Below are 19,766 nucleotides of genomic sequence, written 5' to 3'. Positions count from 1 at the left end.
CTGTCAATAGTTTATTTATTAAATAAATAATCAAAAGTATGTTCGTTTTGTTGCCCGCTCGATCTGCTGGACAGGCAGCCGCCATCATTGCGCTCGCATCGCTGGCAACAGCGCTGACGGACGCAGCACATCTCGGTTGGAGACATCCACAGGTTCTCGTCGTTCTTCTCCCGACCGTCGTTTCCGCAATCGGCTTCATCCTGATCGAGGCGCGCAGCCGCGCACCGATGCTGCCGCTGGCATTCTTCTCGAATTCCGCTTTCCCGATCGCCTCCATCATCGGCGTCATCGTCAACTTCGCCTATTATGGCCTCATCTTCGTGTTAAGCCTATTCTTCCAGTTAGAGCGACATCTGTCACCGCAGGAAACCGGCATGGCCTTCCTGCCGATGACCGTCGGTCTGATGGTCATGAACACAATCTCGGGCCGATTGATCACACGCCTTGGCGCGCGGCGGCTCATGGTGTTCGGCCTCCTTCTGGCAGCGGCGGGATATCTGCTGTTGCTGCCGGTCAGTGTCAGCGGGTCCTATTGGCAACTGGTCGTGCCGATGCTGATGGCGGCGGCGGCATCGCGCTGATCGTGCCGACGATTACGAACGTGACACTATCTTCGGTCGATCCATTCCGGCCCGGCATCACGTCGGGTGTTCTCAACACCGCGCGGCAGGTGGGCGGCATGCTCGGTGTCGCGATGTGCGGCTATTTCGTGCGCGACACGACGCCCACCGCGTTCATGCAAGGCGTGCATCTCTCGCTCATCGTCGCGGTGGTGCTGTTGTTTCTCGGCGCGGCGCTCTCGTTCTTCTGTCTGAAGCAAGAACGGTGATAACCGCATTAGCCGCCATAAGCATCGGCCCGCAGAATGCCGTTATAACTGGCTAAATGAACCTGCGGATGTCCGCTGGCGCCGACGGCAGCCCAAACGGGTTCGAAGATTGCGCAACAAAACGATGGACGGCCCTGGCAGGGGCGAGGTCGAAACCGACGACGCGGAAAGGGGAGGTTTCGGGCATGGGGATTGCTGTAAGGAGGCTCGTCCGATCGGCCAGGGGGAAGATGTCCTACTTTCGCGACAAAACGCAGTCCCTGAATTTTCAAGGAAATTTCTGTCGCAGAACACGATCGAAAAAGTCTGAACTTCGCGATCCAGCGTTCAGAATTGTTCGTCATTTCTGACAGGTGATGTCAGACCGAAGACGATATGATGTGCCTTATGAAAAGATCACAGGGGTGGCTATGCAACTCAAGGAGGCGGTTTCGTACGCTCTAAGCGTTTATTAAATTTATTTCATTTATTCGTTTTGCATTGCAGCAAATGCCGCGCTCTCCATAGGCATTTATCGGCTATCGCCCCGGCATGATGTCCAGCGGGCACTACAGAATCACATTTTGAATGATCGCCAAAGGCACCTGCGGATGGATAAGGCGATATGGGGCGAGCGGCTCGATGTCTTATTGAACTGCAAGTCTTTCTTCCAGACCGGATCCCCTATCCTTTCACTTTCCCTATTGCCCGCAGCTCTGCCCCAATTCGATAAGAGGTCATTGTGATTAAAATTCATTCATTCCGAAACAGGTTGTTGCTACTGACAGCGATAGGCTTCACTCTCGGACTGTCGGCCGTTACCCTGGCGGGAGAGACACTGATGTGGCAGTCCAACCTGACGGAAGCCGAAACGATGGCGACGGGCCTTCTGAGAGAATACGGTAATGCAATCCGGGTGGACATCGGAAACGCGTCTGTTCTTGCCGAAAACCTCGCCTCGACCGCCCGGGTTCTCGCCAGCGCCGTCCACAAGGATCGCGACGAACTGGGCCGGGTCGTGACCGGTATCGTGAAAGACAACCCAAAGCTGCTCGGGATGACGCTGGTATTCGATCCGAGCGCGCTCGATGGTCGGGATGCGGATTTCGTCGGGCATCCTTTTTCCGATGCGGTCGGCGGCCGTTTTGCCACCTACATTTATCGCGACGACAAGAAGGAAATCGCCGTCGAGAAGCTCGATATGACCGACCCGCAGGTGGATGTCTGGTACAAAATGCCGCGCGATCAGGGGCGCACGGTGATAACGGAGAAGCCGGCAAGGGCTTTGCGGTCGTCGCTCAGGAGGTGCGCGAACTCGCCCAACGTCGGGCGCGTTCTGCAAAGGAGATCAACTGGTCGTGGCTTCGGACGCCGCGGTGGGCCAAGGCGTCGAGCTTGTAAGGGCTACAGGAGAAGGGTTGAACGAAATCGAGCACCTTGTCGTGTCCGCCAATACACATATGGAAGCGATCGCTACTGCGGCGCATGAGCAATCCATTGGTGTCAAACAGGTCAATTCCGCCGTCAACCACATGGACCAGTCGACACAGCAGAATGCCGCAATGGTGAAACAGATGAACGCGGCCGGAGCAGGCCTGGCGCAAGAGTCAACGAATCTGAACAGCCTTCTCTCTCACTTTCAGCTCGAACAGCAGCCATCGACGCTAGATATCGATGGCTTGGCAAAGCCTGTCATGACAATCGGTAGACCGTTTGCGCCGGCAGCGTAGAGTGTGCCGGGCTTGTCCGAAACCACTCGTCATCTTTGAGCTGCACGGAGTTATTTTCGTTCTGACCTCTGTCAGGCGAAGCCCTTTGCCATCATGCAGGACTTGGTGAGCTCGGCTTCATCCATGCCCCGGACTACGCCGTCGGCAATGCCATCCGAAACGGCGCCACCCCAAGTCTTCGAGCGCGTGTTCCCACCGATCCCGATCGTCGCCGCCTCTGCCTGGTATTTACAATCGGCCAGCGCTTGATCGGCTTCCGAGCGCGGCGTTCCGTCCTTGACCCACTGTTTGTTGCTGCTCGCGCAACTGGCCAGCATCAGAGAAACAGCAAAAGCTGCGGTGAGTATCCTGGTGTTCATTCTTGGCTCTCCTTCAAATTCCAGTAGTATTCAGAAACAAACCTAAGCTCGCCGTTGATATTGTTTGCCGGCATGCAATCATCCCGCTGGGGGATGACTTACTGTCCGTGGAAGACGACAAAGCGAATGTCTTCCGTCGGCGTGAAGTTCTCTCGCCTTATCTCGAACGTCGTCGTGCCGGTTTTCTTGAGGCCGCTCATGCACAAAGACAGGACGGCGTGCGGCATTTCCTTGTCGATCGTCAGACGGAAATCCTCGATCGGTCCCTTCCAGTTCGCGCCCGTGGTCAGCACATAGCTCACTTCAATGGGCGAGATCCCTTCCGCCCGTTCCGGATCCGCCTTCGCGGCCGCCTGTGCCTGCTTCAGGAGCCGATGAACGCCGGCTTTACCCTGATCGTCCAGGCAGTAGCTCGCATAGTCCTTGAACTGTGTTTCGCCCGCGAAAATCGAAACACCGCCAGCCATGGGCTTGTAACGATGATCTACGGTGACGGTTTTGCCCGCAGGAAAGGTTTGTTCCCAATGAAAGGTCGCGCGCAGATTCCAGGTAACGCTGAAGTCAGCCGATCGATCATCCGGGTCTTGGGCTTCTATCAGCCCCTGATCGACAAGGTCCCGCCAGACATTGTCCGGCAAGGCGCGAACCTTTTCCTCCCATCCTGAAAGCTTCGAATTGACTGGCAGGCCTGCCTTCGTGACCACGGTCGTAACATCGACACCTTCATCGGTGACTGCTTTCTGCTCCATCTTTGGATGGATGGACTTTCCATCTATTGTCACCTGGAAACCGACGAAGTTTTCCTGATCCTCGACCGGCAGGAACACCATCGCATAGGCGCTCTGATCAATGTCCGGGAGAGGAAAGGCGACAGTTGTCGTGATGTCGCGGTCGCTTTCGCTGCGAAAGACGTAATGTACCCTGATTTCGCTGGGCGACAGATGGAGGTCCTCGCTCTGCATCACGATATCGTCCGAGGTTGTCAGCGACAGCCCGCCGACGCCAAGAACGGCGCTGGTGTCGTTGGCCTGGAGGGGCGTTGATATGGAGACAACGATAAGTACGAACGAACGCAGCGCCCAGGCGTGGGAGTGTTTCATACGCATGACCGGTTCCCTTTCGCCTGCCAACTCAGTTCGCACTTCCCGGGTCGTCTACGAGGCAACCCGCGCCATGGCAGCCCTGGTAGTTGCCGTGCACGTCGAAATTCGGCTCTCCCCGTTTGTCAAATTGCGGTCTGGTATCAATCGCTGCGTCCGGATTGTCGACTATGCATCCAACGCCATGGCAGCCATTGTAGCCGTTGTCAGGACGGGAGTTGCTCGTCGTGTGCCGGTGATTATGATGATCCTCCGTCATCCCCTTGATGAGAGCACCGAGGATGGCTCCGCCAACAACCGCGCCGGCGTCATGACCGCGATCGTCATACATGCGGGCATTGGGATCGAATCCGTCACCACGCCCGTGGTGGTAGCCGCCCACATCGGCAAAAACGCCGGCGCAACCTTGTGCGACCCAAATATATTTACTGCGCGGGTTATATCCCCAGCTCCGGTTCAGGATGCAGGGGCTCCCCGAAGTCTGGTGAATGAGCTGCGGTTTCCTGAGCGGCCCTGCCCAGCATTCCCCATACTGGTATTGCCTGGACTGGCATTCGACCGTCGACTGCGCGCGAGCGTCCGAAATTGTCAACGGGGCGCCGAGGACAAATAAAGCAATAAACGTGTAACGAGGCATAAGAAGTCCTCCAGCGTGTTCAGCTAACCTTTATTTGATTGCCCTCTCTCCCTCAAAGCATTGCGACCTATTAGTGCCCGGCCTTCATCGATTTTGGTCATATTTCGACATAATGAGCAGTTCTCGATATGAGATTTCCAATAACGAAGGCTCTGATGACGGTCATAGCGTCAAACTGTATTGAGAAATAGTTTCAGCGACTTGTGCTCACTGGCATTTCATCGCTATTCCTAAGTGGAAATTGACGTCAATCTTTGAGGGGAATGCAATTATGGATATTGGAACAATTCTGGCGCAGGTCATCGGCGGCGCTGTCGGCGGGACGGTGGGCGGCAAGGTTGTCAAGGGCTCTGACCTTGGCAATATCGGCAACCTTATCGCCGGCGCAATTGGTGGTGTCGGCGGCGGTTCGCTGTTGGGCTCAATCTTGGGCGGAGCAACAGGCGACGCTTCAGCGGGTCTCGATATCGGCGCCGTGCTCGGCCAGCTGGTCGGTGGTGGCGTGGGTGGAGCAATCGTCCAGATCGTCGTCGGCTTGATCAAGAACAAGCTGATTAGCAGCCGCTAAATCTTCCACTATGAATTTCGCAGCCGGACGGTTCGGCTGGATGTCGCCCAGAAAAGGAAATGTCAGATGTATAAATTCGAGGTCTATCAAGACAAGGCCGGTGAATACCGCTTCCGGTTTCGCGCATCGAACGGTGAGCTCATGTTCAGTTCAGAAGGTTATTCGGCGAAAGCGTCGGCCTTGAAGTCGATCGAGTCACTGAAGAAGAATATTCCTGCGGCCACAATCGAGGATCAGACGACAGCTACGGCCTGAATACTGTGGCGGGCGTGGTCGGGCAGGACCGATTGTTCCTGCCCGCCCACGCGCAACTTTCAGTGCAGGTCACGATCGTAGACGAATTTCGGCATGCTCCAGTCAAAGCGCAGCGCAAGTAGACGCAGCATCAATCCGATACCCATCGCTGCAAGCATGACGACGTCATGATCGAGGCCAATCGCCAGCCCCACGACATAAATGCCGCCGGCCACGACTGAAACAGTGGCATAAAGCTCGCTGCGGAACAGCAATGGAATGTCAGCACACAACACGTCCCGAAGTACGCCGCCGACACAGCCAGTCACCATTCCGGAGGCGATGACGATCATAATTGGAAGATCCAGCGCGAGTGCGACATTGCAGCCGATCACCGTGAATACGACAAGTCCGATCGCGTCGAGCAACAGGAACAGCTTGCGCAGATGGTGAACGAAGCGGGCCATGACGATCGTCGCAAGTGCTGCCCCTCCGGTGATCAATAGGTAGGACGGATGCTCAACCCATGACAATGGGTGATGTCCAAGAAGGACATCGCGGGCAGAGCCGCCGCCGAGGGCTGTTACACAGCCAAGCAGGCAAACGCCAACCCAGTCCATGCTGCGTCGGCCAGCAGCAAGGGCGGCCGTCATGGCTTCGGCGACTATAGCGATCAGGTAAAGCGAATGCATCAGGAATGGCAGATCTGCGGAAAGGGTCATGGCAAGTTCTTTGGATCCAAATCGTCCGGTTTGATCCTCAAGGCATCAACGGTTCCGGAAAATGACAATTGATGATTTGCGAGACTATGACTGATGTAATCGAAATTGTCGTTCGAGTAACAAACAGCCAGGACATCGTGCGATCGGGATTAACATTTGCCTCTTCGCCGACTCCGTTTGAGCGGAATACGCGCATACGACCGAATTTCGAACAATCAGCAAGCGGAATTTGGTCATTTTCTGATAAACGCTCGGTAGTTGTTACCGGCGTTTGATATAAGGCAAAAATGTGGGGCATATGAGCAGCTGAGGTTTACGACCTTCGATATCCAGTTCGGTGCGCTGCTCGGTTTTTCTCAATAAGTCTCCAGCCGAGATGGAAACGAAAGGATATCAACTGTGAATGTTTCTTCCAGTAATCTCCTGAGGGATGTTCCTGACGCCTGGGGTCCAAAAATCGAGACGCAGGCAGGCGCGGTCACGCATACACGCACAGGACCCAATGAGATCGGCTTCTCCGCACCGTCGCATATGGCCCTCATTTTGCTGACACCGCAGCCAGACCGGGTCCGTTCGCTTAATTCGGACCGCAAGTGCGTCTTCATGGCTCCCATCGGAACAGTCGAGATTATCCCGGTCAAGGCGGAGATGTTTGCCCGCTGGAAAACCACGAAAGAGAACCTGCTGTTTGCGCTTGCGCCTGACAGGCTCTCAACGCTGGCGGGCCTTGAATTCGGGCGGGACGATTTCGAATTCAGGCCGACGACGACCGGATGCGTGGATCAGAAGGCCCTGATGCTCGCCAACCTCATCCGTGAGGAGTTTCGAAGCGGCGAGCCGTCGAACCATCTCTATGTCGATTCGCTGATCACTGTTTTCTCTACATACCTCTTGCGAAACTACTCGACATTGCAGGACCAGCCGTCCCGACCAATCCGTGGAGGGTTGCCGCCCAAAACCTGGCGCGATGTCGAAAATTACATTCGTTCCCATATCGCAGAGCCGCTCTCGATCGAGCGACTGGCCCGGATCGCAGGTCTTTCGCCCAGCCATTTTCTTCGTGCATTCCGCCAGACGACTGGATCGCCACCTCATAAATTCGTTTTGGCGACCCGGATCGAGACGGCGGAGCGGATGTTGTTGACGACCGACATGCCACTGGCGCGTATCGCCAACCTGACCGGCTTTGCCAATCACAGCCACATGACGGCGGCGCTAAAGCAGCACAGGGCTTTGACCCCGAGCGCCCTTCGTCACAACCGAGCGGCCGAATGAGCGGAAACGATAAGCAATGATCCAGCTCCTTTTCTTGCTTCTCGGTCCAGCCGCCCTCAAGCCGGTGTGGCGTATTCTCACTGCGGCGGGTGTCATATGGATGCTGTTCGGCGTGGCGATCCTGTTCGACCTGAGCGACGGCAGGCTCTGGATCCTGCTGGATACACTCGCCATCTTCCTTGCCATCGAAGGTCTGGTCGAGTTTCTCGCGGCCCTGTCATCCGGTATCCGCCGTCATTGGATCGATGCCACTAGGGGTGTTGCCTTTCTGCTCGCAGCGTTCCTGGTGCTGAATGTTCCGTGGGACGGCAATATCGGAGCCGCGATCGTGTTCGGCATGGCCTTCCTGATAGACGGTCTTTTTCGGATTGGTTCGGCTTTAACGGTTCACAGTTCTCGCTGGCGCATAGGCATTGTGGCTGGCGCAATCGAAATACTGCTTGCGACGGCCATCCTGGCGTCATGGCCTGTGCCGCATCTTCTGACCGTACCGTTCTGCTTCGCACTTTTGCTGCTGACCTCCGGTTATGCGCTGGTCAGGTTGGCCCTGCCGCTTCGGGATCTTCCGGAAGGGGGGTCGGTCATGGCACTGCCCCTTTATGCGGCGCGCAACTGGCAGGGCGGCATAATACCTCAGGTGATCGGCCCGGTGGAGGACAGATGGAACTCGAAAGGTGAGGAACTGAACGTCCTGATCTGGACCGCGACAGGATCTATTGCCGATCCGGACAGGCGGATACTGATTGATCGCTATATTGCCGCAGTCGACAAAAACGGCGTCATTTCCACGGGGCATGCCGCCCTCGAAATGCTGCCGGACATCTATGTCAGCCACTATCCGGCAAACGATATCGACCATAATCCGGACGACTTTCGTGCGCTCCTGTCCGCAGGGCACGAAAACGACGTGGAAGGCCGGTTCAACGAGTCTCTGGAGAATGAAGCAGCGGCCTGGTGCATGCCGGACCAGAAGGTGACGTTCCACCGGTTCCGGCCCGAGGCAGTGCGCCGCTTCTGGACGCTCTACTCACGAGACAATACCTATAACCTGACGGCGCGCAATTGTTCGACAACCGTCATCCAGGTGCTGGATGCGGCGACAGAGGGCGCATCGTCCAAAGGAAGGCTCCTGCGCGATCTGTTCGTACTGCTGTCCAATCCGCAATTCTGGCTGTTGAGGGTGGTGCGTGGTCGAGCGGAGGCGATGACATGGACCCCGGGCCTTGTTCTCGACTATGCGCGCCTGTTGCACGAGATCGTCGAGAATGGCGAGCAGCGCTGGCGCAGGAAAATCCGCAATGCGCGGCAGGCGCGCAAGGTGTTCGAGCACCGGGAAGAACGGGCGGAACGCAAGGTGAAAGCGAGATGACGGAACAGCAGCGGACATTCGCCGTCATCGTCGCGACGGCGACCATTTTCGGCCTCACCTATGGTCTGAGCGGACCTCTGATCGCGCTTGAACTGGAGGAGGCTGGCTATTCCGAAGGCCTCATTGGCCTTAACGGCGCCATGTATGCCCTCGGGGTCCTCGCTGCGGCCCCTTTCCTGCCGCGTCTTTTCCGGCAGCTTGGGTTCGGAAGACTTGCAAAATGGGCGCTGGCGGCCGCTGGAACTCTGCTGATGTGCTTTCCTTTCGCTCCGGTCTTGTGGCTCTGGTTTCCGCTCCGCGCCGCCCTCGGCTCAGCCTCCGAAACCTTGTTCGTGGTTTCGGAAAGCTGGCTGAATCAGCTTGCCGATGAGGCGTCCAGAGGCCGCATGCTGGCGATCTATGTCACCGCGCTCTCATGCGGGACCGCTCTCGGACCGGCAATCCTCACCCTGGTGGGACGCGACGAATCCCTGGCCTTCCTCATAGGGGGAGCCTGTGCCTTTCTTGCCCTGCTTCTTCTGATATTCGGTCGTCCGAAAGAGGCCATGCCGTCCGGAAAGGCTGAGAAAAACCTGTTTCGTTATCTCAGGCTGGTGCCGGTTGCGGTTGCCTCGGCAGCGCTGAATGCGGCCGTTGAAGCGGCGGGCCTAAGCCTTCTGCCGATCTACGCAGTTCGGCTTGGCTGGCCGGAGCAATCGGCCACGATCCTGCTGACCATCCTGCTTATTGGCTCCATTGTTTCTCAATTGCCGATCGGGTGGCTGGGTGACCGGATGGACCGGCACAAGCTGCTGGTGTGCCTCGCAGCGTTTTCTGCGGTAGGTGCCATCATCTGGCCGTTCGCTTTGGCTCATGAGTGGCTCGCATATCCATTGCTGTTCGTATGGGGCGGTGCCTTCGTGGGGATCTATACCACGACAATCGCGATACTTGGCGACCGCTACGAAGGCGGCGAGCTTATCAGCATCTACGCGCTCCTGTCCGTAGCCTGGGGCGTCGGGGCATTCGCGGGGCCGCTTTTAAGCGGCCTTATGATGGAAATGACCGTACACGGGTTGGCGCTGTTTGCGGCAGTTGCGTGCGCTGGTTTCGCGCTCTTCGCATGGGTGAAGCCGCCGGAGAGCCGGAGTGTCAGTCTGTCCTGTGGAGGGTCCACCTCCTAAGGAGGACCGGCCGAACAACATTTCGAAAGAGGAGAAAAGCATGAATCTGAACACAGCGGCAAGGGGCATTCATCGGTTTTGTGCTCGCCTTGGGAACAAGAACCTCATCAAGATTACAGCGATTAACGATTGAAGGATGCGTTGACCGTTTGCCGTCAGAGCACCTCCTGCTTCAGGAGCTGCTCGAGCCAATCTGCAAACACCTGGAGCCTGCGAGAGAGGTGCTGGCGATGCGGATAGAGCAACGTCATCGGCATGGGCTCCGCCCGATGGCCTGGCATCACCTCGACAAGTTCATCGGCTTCGAGGTGGTGCTTGATGTCGTAAGCCGGAATCTGGATGAGGCCGAGGCCGGCAATGCAGCAGGCAATGTAAGCTTCTGCGCTGTTGACGGTAACGCGGCCGCGCATCGGCAGCTTCTGTACCCCACTATCCTCGAACCACTCCCATTCCTCGACACGACCTGTCGAGGGCGAGGCGTAATTGACGGCCAGATGCACGGTGAGATCCTCCGGGGCAGCAGGCGTGCCATGTTGAGCGAGATAACCGGGGCTGGCGACATTGATCAGCGGGAGATCGCCGATCTTGCGGGCGATCAGGCCGGAGTCGCCAAGCGGTCCGACACGCAGCACGCAGTCGATGCTGTCCTCCACGAGGTTGACAGCTCGGTCGGTGACGCGAAGTTCGATGTCGAGTTGGGGATGACGAGCCAGGAACTCCGGCAACGCAGGCGCGATGATCAACCGACCAATCCGGCCCGGCACGTCGATCCGCAGTTTGCCCGTTGGACCGACAGACGTCTGCCGGAACAGCCCCTCCGTCTCATCGACATCGGCGATCAACCGCAGGCAGCGTTCATAGAAGGCGGCGCCGTCCTGAGTCGGAGAGACTTTTCGGGTGGTGCGGTGCAACAGGCGGGCTCCAACCCGTGCTTCAAGCTCGATTACAGCTGCCGAGACGGACGACCGTGGCAGCCCGAGCGTATCGGCAGCGCGGGTGAAGCTGGCGCATTCGACGACGCGGGTGAAGGTGCGGAACAGATCGATACGGTCCAAGGCGCTAACTCTTTTGATTGTTCGTCATCTCTGACAGGTGATGTCAGAATGGCAGTCTTTATGACGAATCCATAGACGATATTGTCCATTTCAGGAAGCGGTCGCGCAGGTGACCGCAAGGCAAGCCCAAGGAGGCAACACAAATGACCGATCACAGCATCAAGGGAAAAACCGTTCTCATCGCCGGTGGCGCAAAGAACCTCGGTGGATTGATCGCGCGCGATCTTGCTGCGCAGGGCGCGAAGGCGGTGGCTGTCCACTACAACACCAGCGCCACCAAGCTGGCGGCTGAAGATACGGTAGCCGCGATTAAGGCGGCTGGCGCGGAAGCCTTTGCCTTCCAGGCTGACCTCACCACAGCCGGCGCGAACGAAAAGCTGTTCGCAGACGCCAAGGCCGCCATGGGCGGCATCGACATTGCCATCAACACGGTCGGCAAAGTGCTGAAGAAGCCGATGGTCGAGATTTCGGAAGCTGAATATGATGAGATGACTGCGGTGAACTCGAAGACCGCGTTCTTCTTCATCAAGGAGGCCGGCAAGCATCTCAACGACAACGGCAAGCTCTGCAACGTCGTGACATCGCTGCTTGGTGCCTTTACCCCATTCTATGCGGCCTATGCCGGCACCAAGGCCCCGGTGGAGCATTTTACGCGGGCGGCCTCAAAAGAGTTCGGCGAGCGCGGTATCTCGGTAACGGCGATTGGCCCCGGTCCGATGGACACGCCGTTCTTCTACCCGGCCGAGGGCGCCGACGCGGTCGCCTACCACAAGACGGCTGCGGCGCTGTCGAATTTCTCCAAGACCGGCCTGACCGACATCGACGACATCGTCCCGTTCATCCGCTTCCTCGTCTCGGACGGCTGGTGGATGACCGGCCAGACCATCCTGGTCAATGGCGGCTATACGACGAAATAACCCCCAGACGGCCCATGTGGCCGGCGGGAGCCACGTCCACGCAGTATCAATAAAAGGAGCCTTCCGTTGAAGAGCACAGGCAACACCATTCTCATTACCGGGGGCGGTTCCGGCATCGGCGAGGCGCTGGCGCACCGCTTTCACGATCTCGGCAACACCGTCGTCATCGCTGGGCGTCGTCAGGACGCGTTGGAACGGTCGATCGCCGGTCGCGCCAATATGCACGCGCTGGCCGTCGACGTGGACAGCCAGGGCGGCATCACCGACTTCGCCAAGCGCGTGCTGTCGGACTTTCCCGCGCTTAATGTGCTGATTAACAATGCCGGCATCATGCGTTTCGAGAAACTCGACCGCGCACGGGACTTGTCCGATGCGGAAGAAACAATCACCACAAACCTGCTCGGTCCGATCCGCATGATCGACGCGCTGATCGACCATCTCGTCGCCCAGCCGGATGCGGCGATCGTCAATGTCACGTCGGGTCTGGCCTTCGTGCCGCTGACGACGACGCCGACCTATAACGCCACGAAGGCCGCGATACATTCGTACACGATCGCGATGCGCGAGGCGCTGATGGGTAGGGTCGAGGTGATCGAACTGGCGCCACCGGCGGTGCAGACCGGCCTTACGCCGGGACAGGAGAACCGCGAGGGCTACCTGCCGCTCGAAGCCTTCGCGGACGAAGTGATTGATCTCTTCCGAGATCAGCCGACGCCGAAGGAGATCCTTGTCAAGCAGGTCGGTTTCCTGCGCTTCGCTGAGGCGGAAGGCCGCTTCGATCAGACGCTTGTCCAGCTCAACGACTTTGTCGCCAAAGTGAGTGGCCATTAATAGCGTGAATGGCCGCGCAACAGCCACCAGACCAAGAGAGAGAGCGAGATGCCTAATCCGTTCCAACCCATCCTGGATGCCCAGCGGGCGAATTTCTTGACCGACGCGACCAAGACCTATGCATGGCGCATCGATCAGCTCGACCGGATGGAGCGGATGCTCACCGACAACAAGGACGCCTGGTGCGCCGCGCTCTATGAGGATTTCGGCAAGCCTCCCTTCGAACAGCTGTTCGAGATCACTGTACCAAGTGGGGTGATCAAATATTATCGCGAGAACCTGCGCGAATTGATGGCTCCGCAGCCGACGCCTATCCCTGCCGGGTTGGAGGCGACCGGCAACCGGGGCGTCATCTACAAGGAGCCCTATGGCGTGACGCTGGTGATCGGCCCATTCAACGCGCCGATCCTGCTGCTGCTTGATCCCGCCATCGCCGCGCTCGCTGCCGGCAATCCGGTGATCCTCAAGCCCGCCAATACGACACCGGCGACGGCGGCGTTGTTTGCCAGATTGGTCTCACAATATTTCGCGCCGGAGAACGTGACGGTCGTCACCGGCGGACGCGCCGAAATCTCCTCGCTTCTCGAGCTGCCCTTCGACTTCATCTTCTTCACCGGCTCGTCCGCCGTCGGCAAGGTGGTGATGCGCGCCGCGGCCGAGAGCTTGACGCCGGTCATCCTTGAACTCGGCGGACAGAACCCGACCATCGTCGACGCCACCGCAACTCTCGACATCGCTGCCGACCGCATCGCCTGGGGCCATAACGCCATCTCCGGGCAATGGTGCATCGCGCCGGGCTATGTCTATGTCCATGAGAGCGTTGCTGACGCCTTCATCGCCAAACTCAAGGCGTCGATCGTCAAGATGTATGGTGAGGATCCGAGCCAGAGCCCGGATTTTGCCCGCATGATCAGTGAACACGATGCCGAGCGCGTCGCCTCCTACATCCAGCCCGAGAAGGTCGTCCATGGCGGGCGCTTCGACGTCAAGGCGCGCTATGTCGAGCCGACAATTCTCTATCCGTCGACCTGGGACGACCCGGCGCTACAGCAGGAGGTGTTCGGCCCGGTGTTGCCGGTCATGCCCTATCGCGATCTCAAGGACATCGTGGGCGTCATGAAGCGCAAGCCTAAGCCGCTTGCCGCCTACATCTTCAGCAAGGACCAGTCAACAATCGATTTCGTGCTCGGCTCGCTCTCCTTCGGCGGCGGCTGCATCAATCAGACCAACCTGCATTGCTGGATCGACAGCCTGCCGTTCGGCGGCGTCGGCAACAGCGGTATGGGCAAATATTACGGCAAGGCCGGGTTCGACGCGCTCAGCAACACCAAGGCCATGCTAATCGGCAATCCCGATATCGAGCTCGATGTCTTCCCGCCCTATGCAGGCAAGGACATCGCGAAGAATCTCAGTGTGTTCTCGTAGAGCACCCGGCGACTGACACGGCGGCGCGCGTGCGCCGCACGCCAACGAAAGATACCGACAACCGATCGTGTCTTCAAAAGGAGAAGTACAATGGACAGTCCTGCCACGAATGGGCAAACCGCCGGTTCTGACCTACACTTCAAACCGCTCGATGGTGCCGGGCAACGCCAGGACGGCAAGGTCGCGATCGTAACCGGCGCCTCGGCCAATCTCGGGCGTATGTTCGCCGAACAGCTCGGTGCCGATGGAGCCAAGGTGGTGGTCCACTACAACAGTGCGTCGAAGCGGGCAGAGGCCGAGGCGACCGTGGCCGCCATCGAGGCGCATGGCGGCACTGCTTTCGCGCGCCAGGGCGACTTGACGCGACCGGCCGAGGCGACGCGGCTGGTCGACGCCGCGCTGGAACGGTTCGGCGCGTGGAACATCCTGATCAATACGGCAGGCATGATCGTGCGCAAGCCGATGGCCGAGTTCACCGAGGACGAGTTCGATCGCCTGTTCGCGATCAATGCCAAGGTGCCGTTCTTCCTGATGAAGGAAGCATCGACGCGGATGGCCGATCACGGCCGCATCCTCAACCTGATCACCACCATCGTCGCGGTGACGGCACCGACCTATGGCGGCTATGCCGGCTCCAAGAGCCCGGTCGAGCATTTCACGAAGAGTCTCGCGAAAGAGATTGGTGGACGCGGCATCACGGTCAATTGCGTCGCTCCCGGGCCGCTCAAGACCAGCTTCTTCTATCCGGCCGAGACCGACCAGAACCTCGAATGGCTGAAGAGCATGTCGATTAACGGCGACATCGGCGAGCCGACCGACATCGTGCCGCTGGTCAGATTTCTCGTTTCCGACGAGGCAAAGTGGATCACCGCCCAAACTGTCTACGCCAATGGCGGCCTTGCTGCGACAGCCAGCTGAGAAAGATAAGCGGATTGTACATGCCGATGGCCGTCTTCTCCATGACGCCCATTGTTTCTCCCACCCCACGGGCAATTCGCCTACTCCTGACACACGGGAACACCCATGACCGACAGCTCCACAATCCTCCAAAGCAAGCACCTCGACCTCAAGGTGTGCTCGGGCAAAGACAGTGCCGCAACGTGGGCAGGTATCTGTGATCAGTAAGCGAACCCTCCCTCCCGTAATCGGCAATAACGCCTCGGGTAAAAAACAACGGTTGATGGCATTGGTAGTGCGAAAAGCAGACTGGAAGCCTGTCCTTGCAGCCCTTCTCGGTACCATCATACTGCTGCTTGCGGCGTCAGGCGCACCTGCGCAGGAACAGCCAATCACGGTTATTCTCCGGCCGGGCCAGAGCGATGCGGAGATCGGTCGTTTGCTTGGCGCTGCCTCGCAGACCGGGCGACCGGTCGCTGTCAAATGGCAAGATGCAAAGGAAGCCCAAGTTTCAGAGGCTCCGGCGCTCACTTCGACGGCCGATATGGAACCGGAGTCCGGGCCGCTGGGCGGGGTTTCGAGAGCTTTTGTCCGGGGAGCGAAGCTGGCTCTCAACGGGTTGTCAGCGATCGCTGGTGTTTTCGCCGATACCGAAAGAGCGCTCACCGGCGAAGGACAAGGTGGTTTTACCGTTCTGGGCGTTGCTGTCCTCGCCATAGCGGCAGGCGTACTCATTTCCTTTTTGTTCCGGCGCATCTTTCCGGGAAAATTCCATCCGCGCGATGACCGGCTGGCGCTTCCCGGACGAATGAAGGTCGCCATCAGCAGTTTAGCATTGGATCTGGTGTCCGTGGGGATACTGGTCTTAGTTTCCAATGTTGGTCTCCGCCTTTTGCTGGAAGGGGGGACATTGTCCTTTCAGATCGCGACGGGTCTGGTGACGATCGCCACCGTGATGGCGCTGTACGCCGCGTTTGGAAGAATTTTTCTTGCACCACTTCCGGATGGCGAGCCGCTCATCAGAATTGCGCGGCCGCAGTGGCATCTTGGCATGTTGATTGCCTACGGCGCCATCGGCTCGCTCGTTGGTGAAACCGTCAGGTTCGCAGATGCGCGCGCCCTGGACAAGGGTGCTATCGAAGGCTGGTTTCTGATCGGGACGACCGTTCTGACCTTGCTGAAACTCTGGTGGTTCATAGCCGGGCGGCGCGATATCAGAGATGCGTTTATCGGAACCAATGCAGGTACTGTCCGGCGGATGGCCGGATATATCCTGCCGGATTTCTATGCGATTTCGGCGCTGGCGATCTGGCTCGCGGGCTTTCTGGTCGCCGGAACACCCAACAGCGCCGCGTGGAGCTTTGCGGCGGGAACAACCCAGATCGTTCTGATTGCGGTTCCGATCATCGCACTGGGTTCATGGTCGCTTCTCGGACATTTTGCTCGTAACCGTGATGCCGGACTACATTCCACCCTCCTGTGGGGACTTCGCACCGCTGTTTCCGGTGCTGTCTGGCTCATCGGGTTGCATCTGATCGTCGCTCTCTGGCAACCGCTTATGTCTGGCGAAACGGCTGTTGTGACCGGCTGGTTCGTCTGGCTTGAACGCCTCGGCCTCGCAGTCGTTGCAAGCTGGACGCTATGCAGCGGCCTGTGGCGGTATTTCGATACGATCGCACCGACGGCTGCCGTTGCCCTTCCGGGACAGGAAGATGATGAAGCGCATAAGCAGCCGGCCAGCCGCATGTCCACGGTCATGCCCGTTATCCGCAATCTGACTCTTGGCGCGGTTCTCGCAATAGCTGCTCTGCTGGTGCTGTCATCCACCGGTATCAATGTCGCTCCGCTGCTTGCCGGTTTCGGTGTTCTCGGCCTGGCGCTGTCGTTCGGCTCCCAAACGTTGGTCAAGGATGTGGTCTCTGGCATTTTCTTCATTGCCGACGATGCGTTTCGGATTGGCGAATACATCGACACCGGCGGGCTGATGGGCACCGTGGAGCACATCTCGCTTCGGTCCATTCGATTGCGCCACCACAACGGTCCTGTCCATACGATCCCCTTTGGTCAGATTAGCTCGGTGACGAATCACAGCCGTGACTGGGGCACGATCAAATTCGAACTGCGCTTCGAGCGGGACGCGGATGCCGAGCTGATCCGCAAGACCGCCAAGAAGGTCGGGCTGTCCATGCTGGAAGATCCGGAGTTTGGGGGCGAGTTCCTGGTACCCCTCAAAATGCAGGGGATTCAGACTGTCACGGAATCATCGATGGTCGTTCGTTTCAAGTTCACGGCCCGCCCCGGCAATCCGAGTATATTGAAACGTGAGGGTCTGAAGCGGCTGCTTTCCGCCTTCAAGGCCGCAGGGCTCTCGCTTGCTTCCAATGCTGTCACCGTCCGTTCCGGAACAGGGACGGCAACAGATGCTGCAGCGGTAGCGATGCCATTGCGTCCACCGGAGGCAACGGCGGCGAATGCACCTGCGTGATGATGGCTACCAACGGATAAGGAAAACGAAATGCACATGCTGATGGTTATTGTAGGAGGCGTCATTCAGCTCGGCGTGTTCCTGCTGTTCGGAAAACTCTGGGGTAGTGATGCCACTGGTCCTGCAATGGCAGCGAAACTCTTCATTCCGGTCTGGCTTGTTTTATCGATCGCCAATCTCTGGGTAGGTGTCAGCTATGCTGGTTATTCAGTGCGGGACGAATTGCCGATCCTCCTTGTCGTCTTCGCTGTACCCGCGATCCTGGCGGTCGTGGTGATCTGGCAGATTTCACGCTCATGAGGATGGATACACGCATGACCAACACGTCCGGCAACAGCAATGCTCCGCACAGTCATCCGCTTCTGAGGCGCCGCGACGGTCATCATGCGCGCGTCACTTTTGAGGAACTGTTCTTCGACCTCGTCTATGTGTTCGCGGTCACCCAATTCAGCCATGAACTGCTGACCAATCTGAACCTCACCGGCGTCATCGAGACGCTGATCCTCTGGTTCGCGGTCTGGCTCGGCTGGCAATATACCTGCTGGGTCACCAACTGGTTCGATCCGGAGACGCCACGCATTCGACGGCTGATCTTCGCTGTCATGCTGGCTGGCCTCCTCATGGCCTCGGCGATCCCAGGCGCGTTCGGCGAGCGCGGGCTGATCTTCGCACTTGCCTATGTCGCCATTCAGGTCGGGCGCACGGCCTACATCGTCTGGGAACTTGGCCCGGATCATCCGCTTGCGGCCAACTACCGGCGCATGCTGGGCTGGGTGTCGATCGCCGCCGTCTTCTGGATCGCCGGCGCCTTCGTCGAGCATGAGGCACGCATGGCGCTCTGGGCCATCGCCGTCCTCTGCGAATATGTCTCGCCGATGTTCGGTTTCCCCATACCGGGCCTTGGCCGCTCCAAGACGAGCGACTGGACCATCGAAGGCGCACATCTCGCGGAGCGTTGCCAGCTGTTCTGCATCGTGGCACTCGGCGAGACGCTGCTGGCGACCGGCGCCACCATGGCGCGCGCAGAAAGCTGGGACGTACCCATCCTCTCGGCGCTGCTGGCCACGTTCCTCGGCACGCTTGCCATGTGGTGGCTGTACTTCGGCACGTCGAGCAAGGATGCGACCGACGCCATCACCCATTCCGACGATCCCGGTCGCATCGGTGCATATTTCCACTACGTCCACGCCATCCTGGTCGCGGGGATCATCGCGACCGCCGTCGGCAACGATCTGGTGCTTGCCCATCCTCATGACGGGCTCAAGGTTGCCTATGCGCTGATGCTGTCGGGCGGCCCCGCGATCTATCTGCTCGGCAGCGCCGTCTATAAGAAGGTCGTGTACGGCGTGCTACCGGTTTCGCACATGGCGGGCGTCGCAGCCCTTCTGGCGCTCATTCCCGTCGCGCCATTTGTCGATCTGCTGACCATGGGCTGGCTCACGACAATCGTCATGCTGGCGACGGGTTTCTGGGAAGGGCGGCTGGTGCGCAAGCGCCGCAAGACAGCCAGGCCGCAGGCGACACATTGAGGACCGGGGCGATGCGAGCGTTCGGTGGCTGGCGGCCTGGTGCAGATCGGCAAGGCACGGCCGACGATGTCGTGGCATTCTGGCGAATGTCCTCCGGGCATTGGTTCGAAAAGGATGCGGCGTTCGATGGGAATTTCCGCGACCGCTTCCTTGCTCTGCACATGGCCGTCGCGCAACGCCGACACGATGACTGGACGGAGACGCCGCATGAAGCACTGGCGCTGCTGATCCTGACCGATCAATTTCCGCGCAATGCTTTTCGCGGAACCGCACATATGTTCGCCACCGATCCGCTCGCCAGCCACTTTGCCCGGCAGGCGCTCGACGCAAGGCATATGGCGCGTGTCGAGCCGGATCTGCGGCTGTTCTTCTGCCTGCCCTTCGCGCATTCGGAGGAGATGGCCGATCAGGAGATGTCGGTCCGCCTCAACACTGGATTGGGTTAGCCCTGGCTGGAGCATGCCGAAGGCCATCGTGACATTATCCACCGCTTCGGCCGCTTTCCGCATCGCAACGACATGCTCGGCCGGACCACGACCCCGGAGGAGAACGCCTACCTAAAGGGAGGCGGCTTTCAGGGATAGGACCCTCGCATTTTACATCATCGCAAGGAGCCTGTGCCGACGCTCCAGGCTACGACAACAACAAGGAGTAATCTGCGA

General features: G+C 58.7%; 20 protein-coding genes and 2 pseudogenes. 16 read left to right on the top strand and 6 right to left on the bottom strand.

Translation table 11 applies throughout. The features are described from left to right. Positions 1–38 precede the first annotated feature (38 nt). The gene (locus EPK99_RS22805; RefSeq protein WP_205909128.1) at positions 39–581 is read left to right on the top strand and encodes an MFS transporter; all 543 of its coding nucleotides are present in this window, start codon (positions 39–41) and stop codon (positions 579–581) included. Continuing rightward, complete coding sequence (locus EPK99_RS25535) at positions 533–829, top strand: MFS transporter (RefSeq protein WP_205909127.1); 297 nt, start codon at positions 533–535, stop codon at positions 827–829. Before EPK99_RS22805 ends, EPK99_RS25535 begins: the two co-directional genes overlap by 49 nt. Before the next feature lie 757 nt (positions 830–1,586). Here the strand turns inward: EPK99_RS25535 and EPK99_RS25405 are convergent. Further along, positions 1,587–1,925, bottom strand: a complete 339-nt coding sequence (locus EPK99_RS25405) for a hypothetical protein (RefSeq protein ID WP_164901847.1) — start codon at positions 1,923–1,925, stop codon at positions 1,587–1,589. Between the two features lie 149 nt (positions 1,926–2,074). Here EPK99_RS25405 and EPK99_RS25525 point away from each other — a divergent pair. Beyond that, positions 2,075–2,538: pseudogene (locus EPK99_RS25525) on the top strand (methyl-accepting chemotaxis protein); the annotation flags it as partial. A gap of 71 nt (positions 2,539–2,609) precedes the next feature. Here EPK99_RS25525 and EPK99_RS22795 read toward each other — a convergent pair. From EPK99_RS22795 to EPK99_RS22785, 3 genes are all read right to left on the bottom strand, one after another. Beyond that, positions 2,610–2,897, bottom strand: a complete 288-nt coding sequence (locus tag EPK99_RS22795; RefSeq protein WP_128445403.1) for a hypothetical protein — start codon at positions 2,895–2,897, stop codon at positions 2,610–2,612. 98 nt (positions 2,898–2,995) lie between these two features. Continuing rightward, positions 2,996–4,003: a DUF4424 domain-containing protein gene (locus EPK99_RS22790; protein WP_128445402.1), complete on the bottom strand. Its 1,008-nt coding sequence runs from the start codon at positions 4,001–4,003 to the stop codon at positions 2,996–2,998. Positions 4,004–4,028: 25 nt separating this feature from the next. Continuing rightward, complete coding sequence (locus EPK99_RS22785; protein WP_128445401.1) at positions 4,029–4,634, bottom strand: DUF3011 domain-containing protein; 606 nt, start codon at positions 4,632–4,634, stop codon at positions 4,029–4,031. A gap of 271 nt (positions 4,635–4,905) precedes the next feature. Here EPK99_RS22785 and EPK99_RS22780 point away from each other — a divergent pair, with 271 nt between their 5' ends. Both EPK99_RS22780 and EPK99_RS22775 read left to right on the top strand, forming a co-directional pair. Next, positions 4,906–5,202, top strand: a complete 297-nt coding sequence (locus EPK99_RS22780) for a hypothetical protein (protein ID WP_128445400.1) — start codon at positions 4,906–4,908, stop codon at positions 5,200–5,202. Positions 5,203–5,268: 66 nt separating this feature from the next. Continuing rightward, positions 5,269–5,457 (top strand): YegP family protein, encoded by a 189-nt coding sequence (locus tag EPK99_RS22775; RefSeq protein ID WP_128445399.1) that lies wholly within the window; start codon positions 5,269–5,271, stop codon positions 5,455–5,457. Between the two features lie 59 nt (positions 5,458–5,516). On the opposite strand, the gene EPK99_RS22770 is transcribed toward EPK99_RS22775, so the two are convergent. Beyond that, positions 5,517–6,158, bottom strand: coding sequence for a trimeric intracellular cation channel family protein (locus EPK99_RS22770; RefSeq protein ID WP_128445398.1), 642 nt, complete (start codon positions 6,156–6,158; stop codon positions 5,517–5,519). A gap of 603 nt (positions 6,159–6,761) precedes the next feature. On the opposite strand from EPK99_RS22770, the gene EPK99_RS22765 reads away from it, so the two are divergent. Genes EPK99_RS22765 through EPK99_RS22755 form a run of 3 tightly spaced genes read left to right on the top strand, consistent with a single transcriptional unit; the run spans position 6,762 to position 9,965 of the window. After that, positions 6,762–7,433 (top strand): helix-turn-helix domain-containing protein, encoded by a 672-nt coding sequence (locus tag EPK99_RS22765; protein ID WP_164901854.1) that lies wholly within the window; start codon positions 6,762–6,764, stop codon positions 7,431–7,433. A 16-nt stretch (positions 7,434–7,449) separates the two neighbouring features. Next, on the top strand, positions 7,450–8,802 hold the full coding sequence (locus tag EPK99_RS22760) for an HdeD family acid-resistance protein (RefSeq protein ID WP_128445396.1): 1,353 nt from the start codon (positions 7,450–7,452) through the stop codon (positions 8,800–8,802). Then, on the top strand, positions 8,799–9,965 hold the full coding sequence (locus EPK99_RS22755; RefSeq protein WP_128445395.1) for an MFS transporter: 1,167 nt from the start codon (positions 8,799–8,801) through the stop codon (positions 9,963–9,965). Before EPK99_RS22760 ends, EPK99_RS22755 begins: the two co-directional genes overlap by 4 nt. Positions 9,966–10,120: 155 nt before the next feature. On the opposite strand, the gene EPK99_RS22750 is transcribed toward EPK99_RS22755, so the two are convergent. Next, positions 10,121–11,020, bottom strand: a complete 900-nt coding sequence (locus tag EPK99_RS22750; protein WP_128445394.1) for a LysR family transcriptional regulator — start codon at positions 11,018–11,020, stop codon at positions 10,121–10,123. A gap of 143 nt (positions 11,021–11,163) precedes the next feature. Here EPK99_RS22750 and EPK99_RS22745 point away from each other — a divergent pair, with 143 nt between their 5' ends. From EPK99_RS22745 to EPK99_RS22710, 8 genes and pseudogenes are all read left to right on the top strand, one after another. After that, positions 11,164–11,937 carry an SDR family oxidoreductase gene (locus tag EPK99_RS22745; RefSeq protein WP_128445393.1) on the top strand — a complete coding sequence of 258 codons (774 nt, stop codon included), beginning with the start codon at positions 11,164–11,166 and terminating at the stop codon, positions 11,935–11,937. A 66-nt stretch (positions 11,938–12,003) separates the two neighbouring features. Next, positions 12,004–12,768: an SDR family oxidoreductase gene (locus EPK99_RS22740; RefSeq protein ID WP_128445392.1), complete on the top strand. Its 765-nt coding sequence runs from the start codon at positions 12,004–12,006 to the stop codon at positions 12,766–12,768. 48 nt (positions 12,769–12,816) lie between these two features. After that, positions 12,817–14,193: an aldehyde dehydrogenase family protein gene (locus EPK99_RS22735; protein WP_128445391.1), complete on the top strand. Its 1,377-nt coding sequence runs from the start codon at positions 12,817–12,819 to the stop codon at positions 14,191–14,193. A 90-nt stretch (positions 14,194–14,283) separates the two neighbouring features. Then, positions 14,284–15,111, top strand: coding sequence for an SDR family oxidoreductase (locus EPK99_RS22730; protein WP_128445390.1), 828 nt, complete (start codon positions 14,284–14,286; stop codon positions 15,109–15,111). 172 nt (positions 15,112–15,283) lie between these two features. Continuing rightward, complete coding sequence (locus EPK99_RS22725) at positions 15,284–17,575, top strand: mechanosensitive ion channel family protein (RefSeq protein ID WP_128445389.1); 2,292 nt, start codon at positions 15,284–15,286, stop codon at positions 17,573–17,575. A gap of 30 nt (positions 17,576–17,605) precedes the next feature. Next, a complete protein-coding gene (locus EPK99_RS22720; RefSeq protein WP_128445388.1) occupies positions 17,606–17,875 on the top strand; it encodes a hypothetical protein in 270 nt (89 codons plus the stop codon). Between the two features lie 14 nt (positions 17,876–17,889). Then, on the top strand, positions 17,890–19,104 hold the full coding sequence (locus tag EPK99_RS22715) for a low temperature requirement protein A (protein ID WP_128445387.1): 1,215 nt from the start codon (positions 17,890–17,892) through the stop codon (positions 19,102–19,104). Positions 19,105–19,115: 11 nt separating this feature from the next. Then, positions 19,116–19,688 (top strand): annotated as a pseudogene (locus EPK99_RS22710) (DUF924 family protein). Positions 19,689–19,766: the final 78 nt, after the last annotated feature.

The organism is Neorhizobium lilium (assembly GCF_004053875.1).
Classification (GTDB): Bacteria; Pseudomonadota; Alphaproteobacteria; order Rhizobiales; family Rhizobiaceae; genus Neorhizobium; species Neorhizobium lilii.
Note: the sequence above shows the minus strand (reverse complement) of the source record. Positions and strands in the feature narration are given on the sequence as shown.

What these genes read in the sequence shown, in the direction of transcription:
- EPK99_RS22765 (WP_164901854.1), top strand. Translation starts at nt 6,762, where the DNA reads ATGGCTCCCATCGGAACAGTCGAGATTATCCCGGTCAAGGCGGAGATG.
- EPK99_RS22795 (WP_128445403.1), bottom strand. Translation starts at nt 2,897, where the DNA reads ATGAACACCAGGATACTCACCGCAGCTTTTGCTGTTTCTCTGATGCTG.
- EPK99_RS22785 (WP_128445401.1), bottom strand. Translation starts at nt 4,634, where the DNA reads ATGCCTCGTTACACGTTTATTGCTTTATTTGTCCTCGGCGCCCCGTTG.
- EPK99_RS22715 (WP_128445387.1), top strand. Translation starts at nt 17,890, where the DNA reads ATGACCAACACGTCCGGCAACAGCAATGCTCCGCACAGTCATCCGCTT.
- EPK99_RS22775 (WP_128445399.1), top strand. Translation starts at nt 5,269, where the DNA reads ATGTATAAATTCGAGGTCTATCAAGACAAGGCCGGTGAATACCGCTTC.
- EPK99_RS25405 (WP_164901847.1), bottom strand. Translation starts at nt 1,925, where the DNA reads ATGCCCGACGAAATCCGCATCCCGACCATCGAGCGCGCTCGGATCGAA.
- EPK99_RS22780 (WP_128445400.1), top strand. Translation starts at nt 4,906, where the DNA reads ATGGATATTGGAACAATTCTGGCGCAGGTCATCGGCGGCGCTGTCGGC.
- EPK99_RS22760 (WP_128445396.1), top strand. Translation starts at nt 7,450, where the DNA reads ATGATCCAGCTCCTTTTCTTGCTTCTCGGTCCAGCCGCCCTCAAGCCG.
- EPK99_RS22745 (WP_128445393.1), top strand. Translation starts at nt 11,164, where the DNA reads ATGACCGATCACAGCATCAAGGGAAAAACCGTTCTCATCGCCGGTGGC.
- EPK99_RS22805 (WP_205909128.1), top strand. Translation starts at nt 39, where the DNA reads ATGTTCGTTTTGTTGCCCGCTCGATCTGCTGGACAGGCAGCCGCCATC.
- EPK99_RS22790 (WP_128445402.1), bottom strand. Translation starts at nt 4,003, where the DNA reads ATGCGTATGAAACACTCCCACGCCTGGGCGCTGCGTTCGTTCGTACTT.
- EPK99_RS22720 (WP_128445388.1), top strand. Translation starts at nt 17,606, where the DNA reads ATGCACATGCTGATGGTTATTGTAGGAGGCGTCATTCAGCTCGGCGTG.
- EPK99_RS22730 (WP_128445390.1), top strand. Translation starts at nt 14,284, where the DNA reads ATGGACAGTCCTGCCACGAATGGGCAAACCGCCGGTTCTGACCTACAC.
- EPK99_RS22770 (WP_128445398.1), bottom strand. Translation starts at nt 6,158, where the DNA reads ATGACCCTTTCCGCAGATCTGCCATTCCTGATGCATTCGCTTTACCTG.
- EPK99_RS22735 (WP_128445391.1), top strand. Translation starts at nt 12,817, where the DNA reads ATGCCTAATCCGTTCCAACCCATCCTGGATGCCCAGCGGGCGAATTTC.
- EPK99_RS22755 (WP_128445395.1), top strand. Translation starts at nt 8,799, where the DNA reads ATGACGGAACAGCAGCGGACATTCGCCGTCATCGTCGCGACGGCGACC.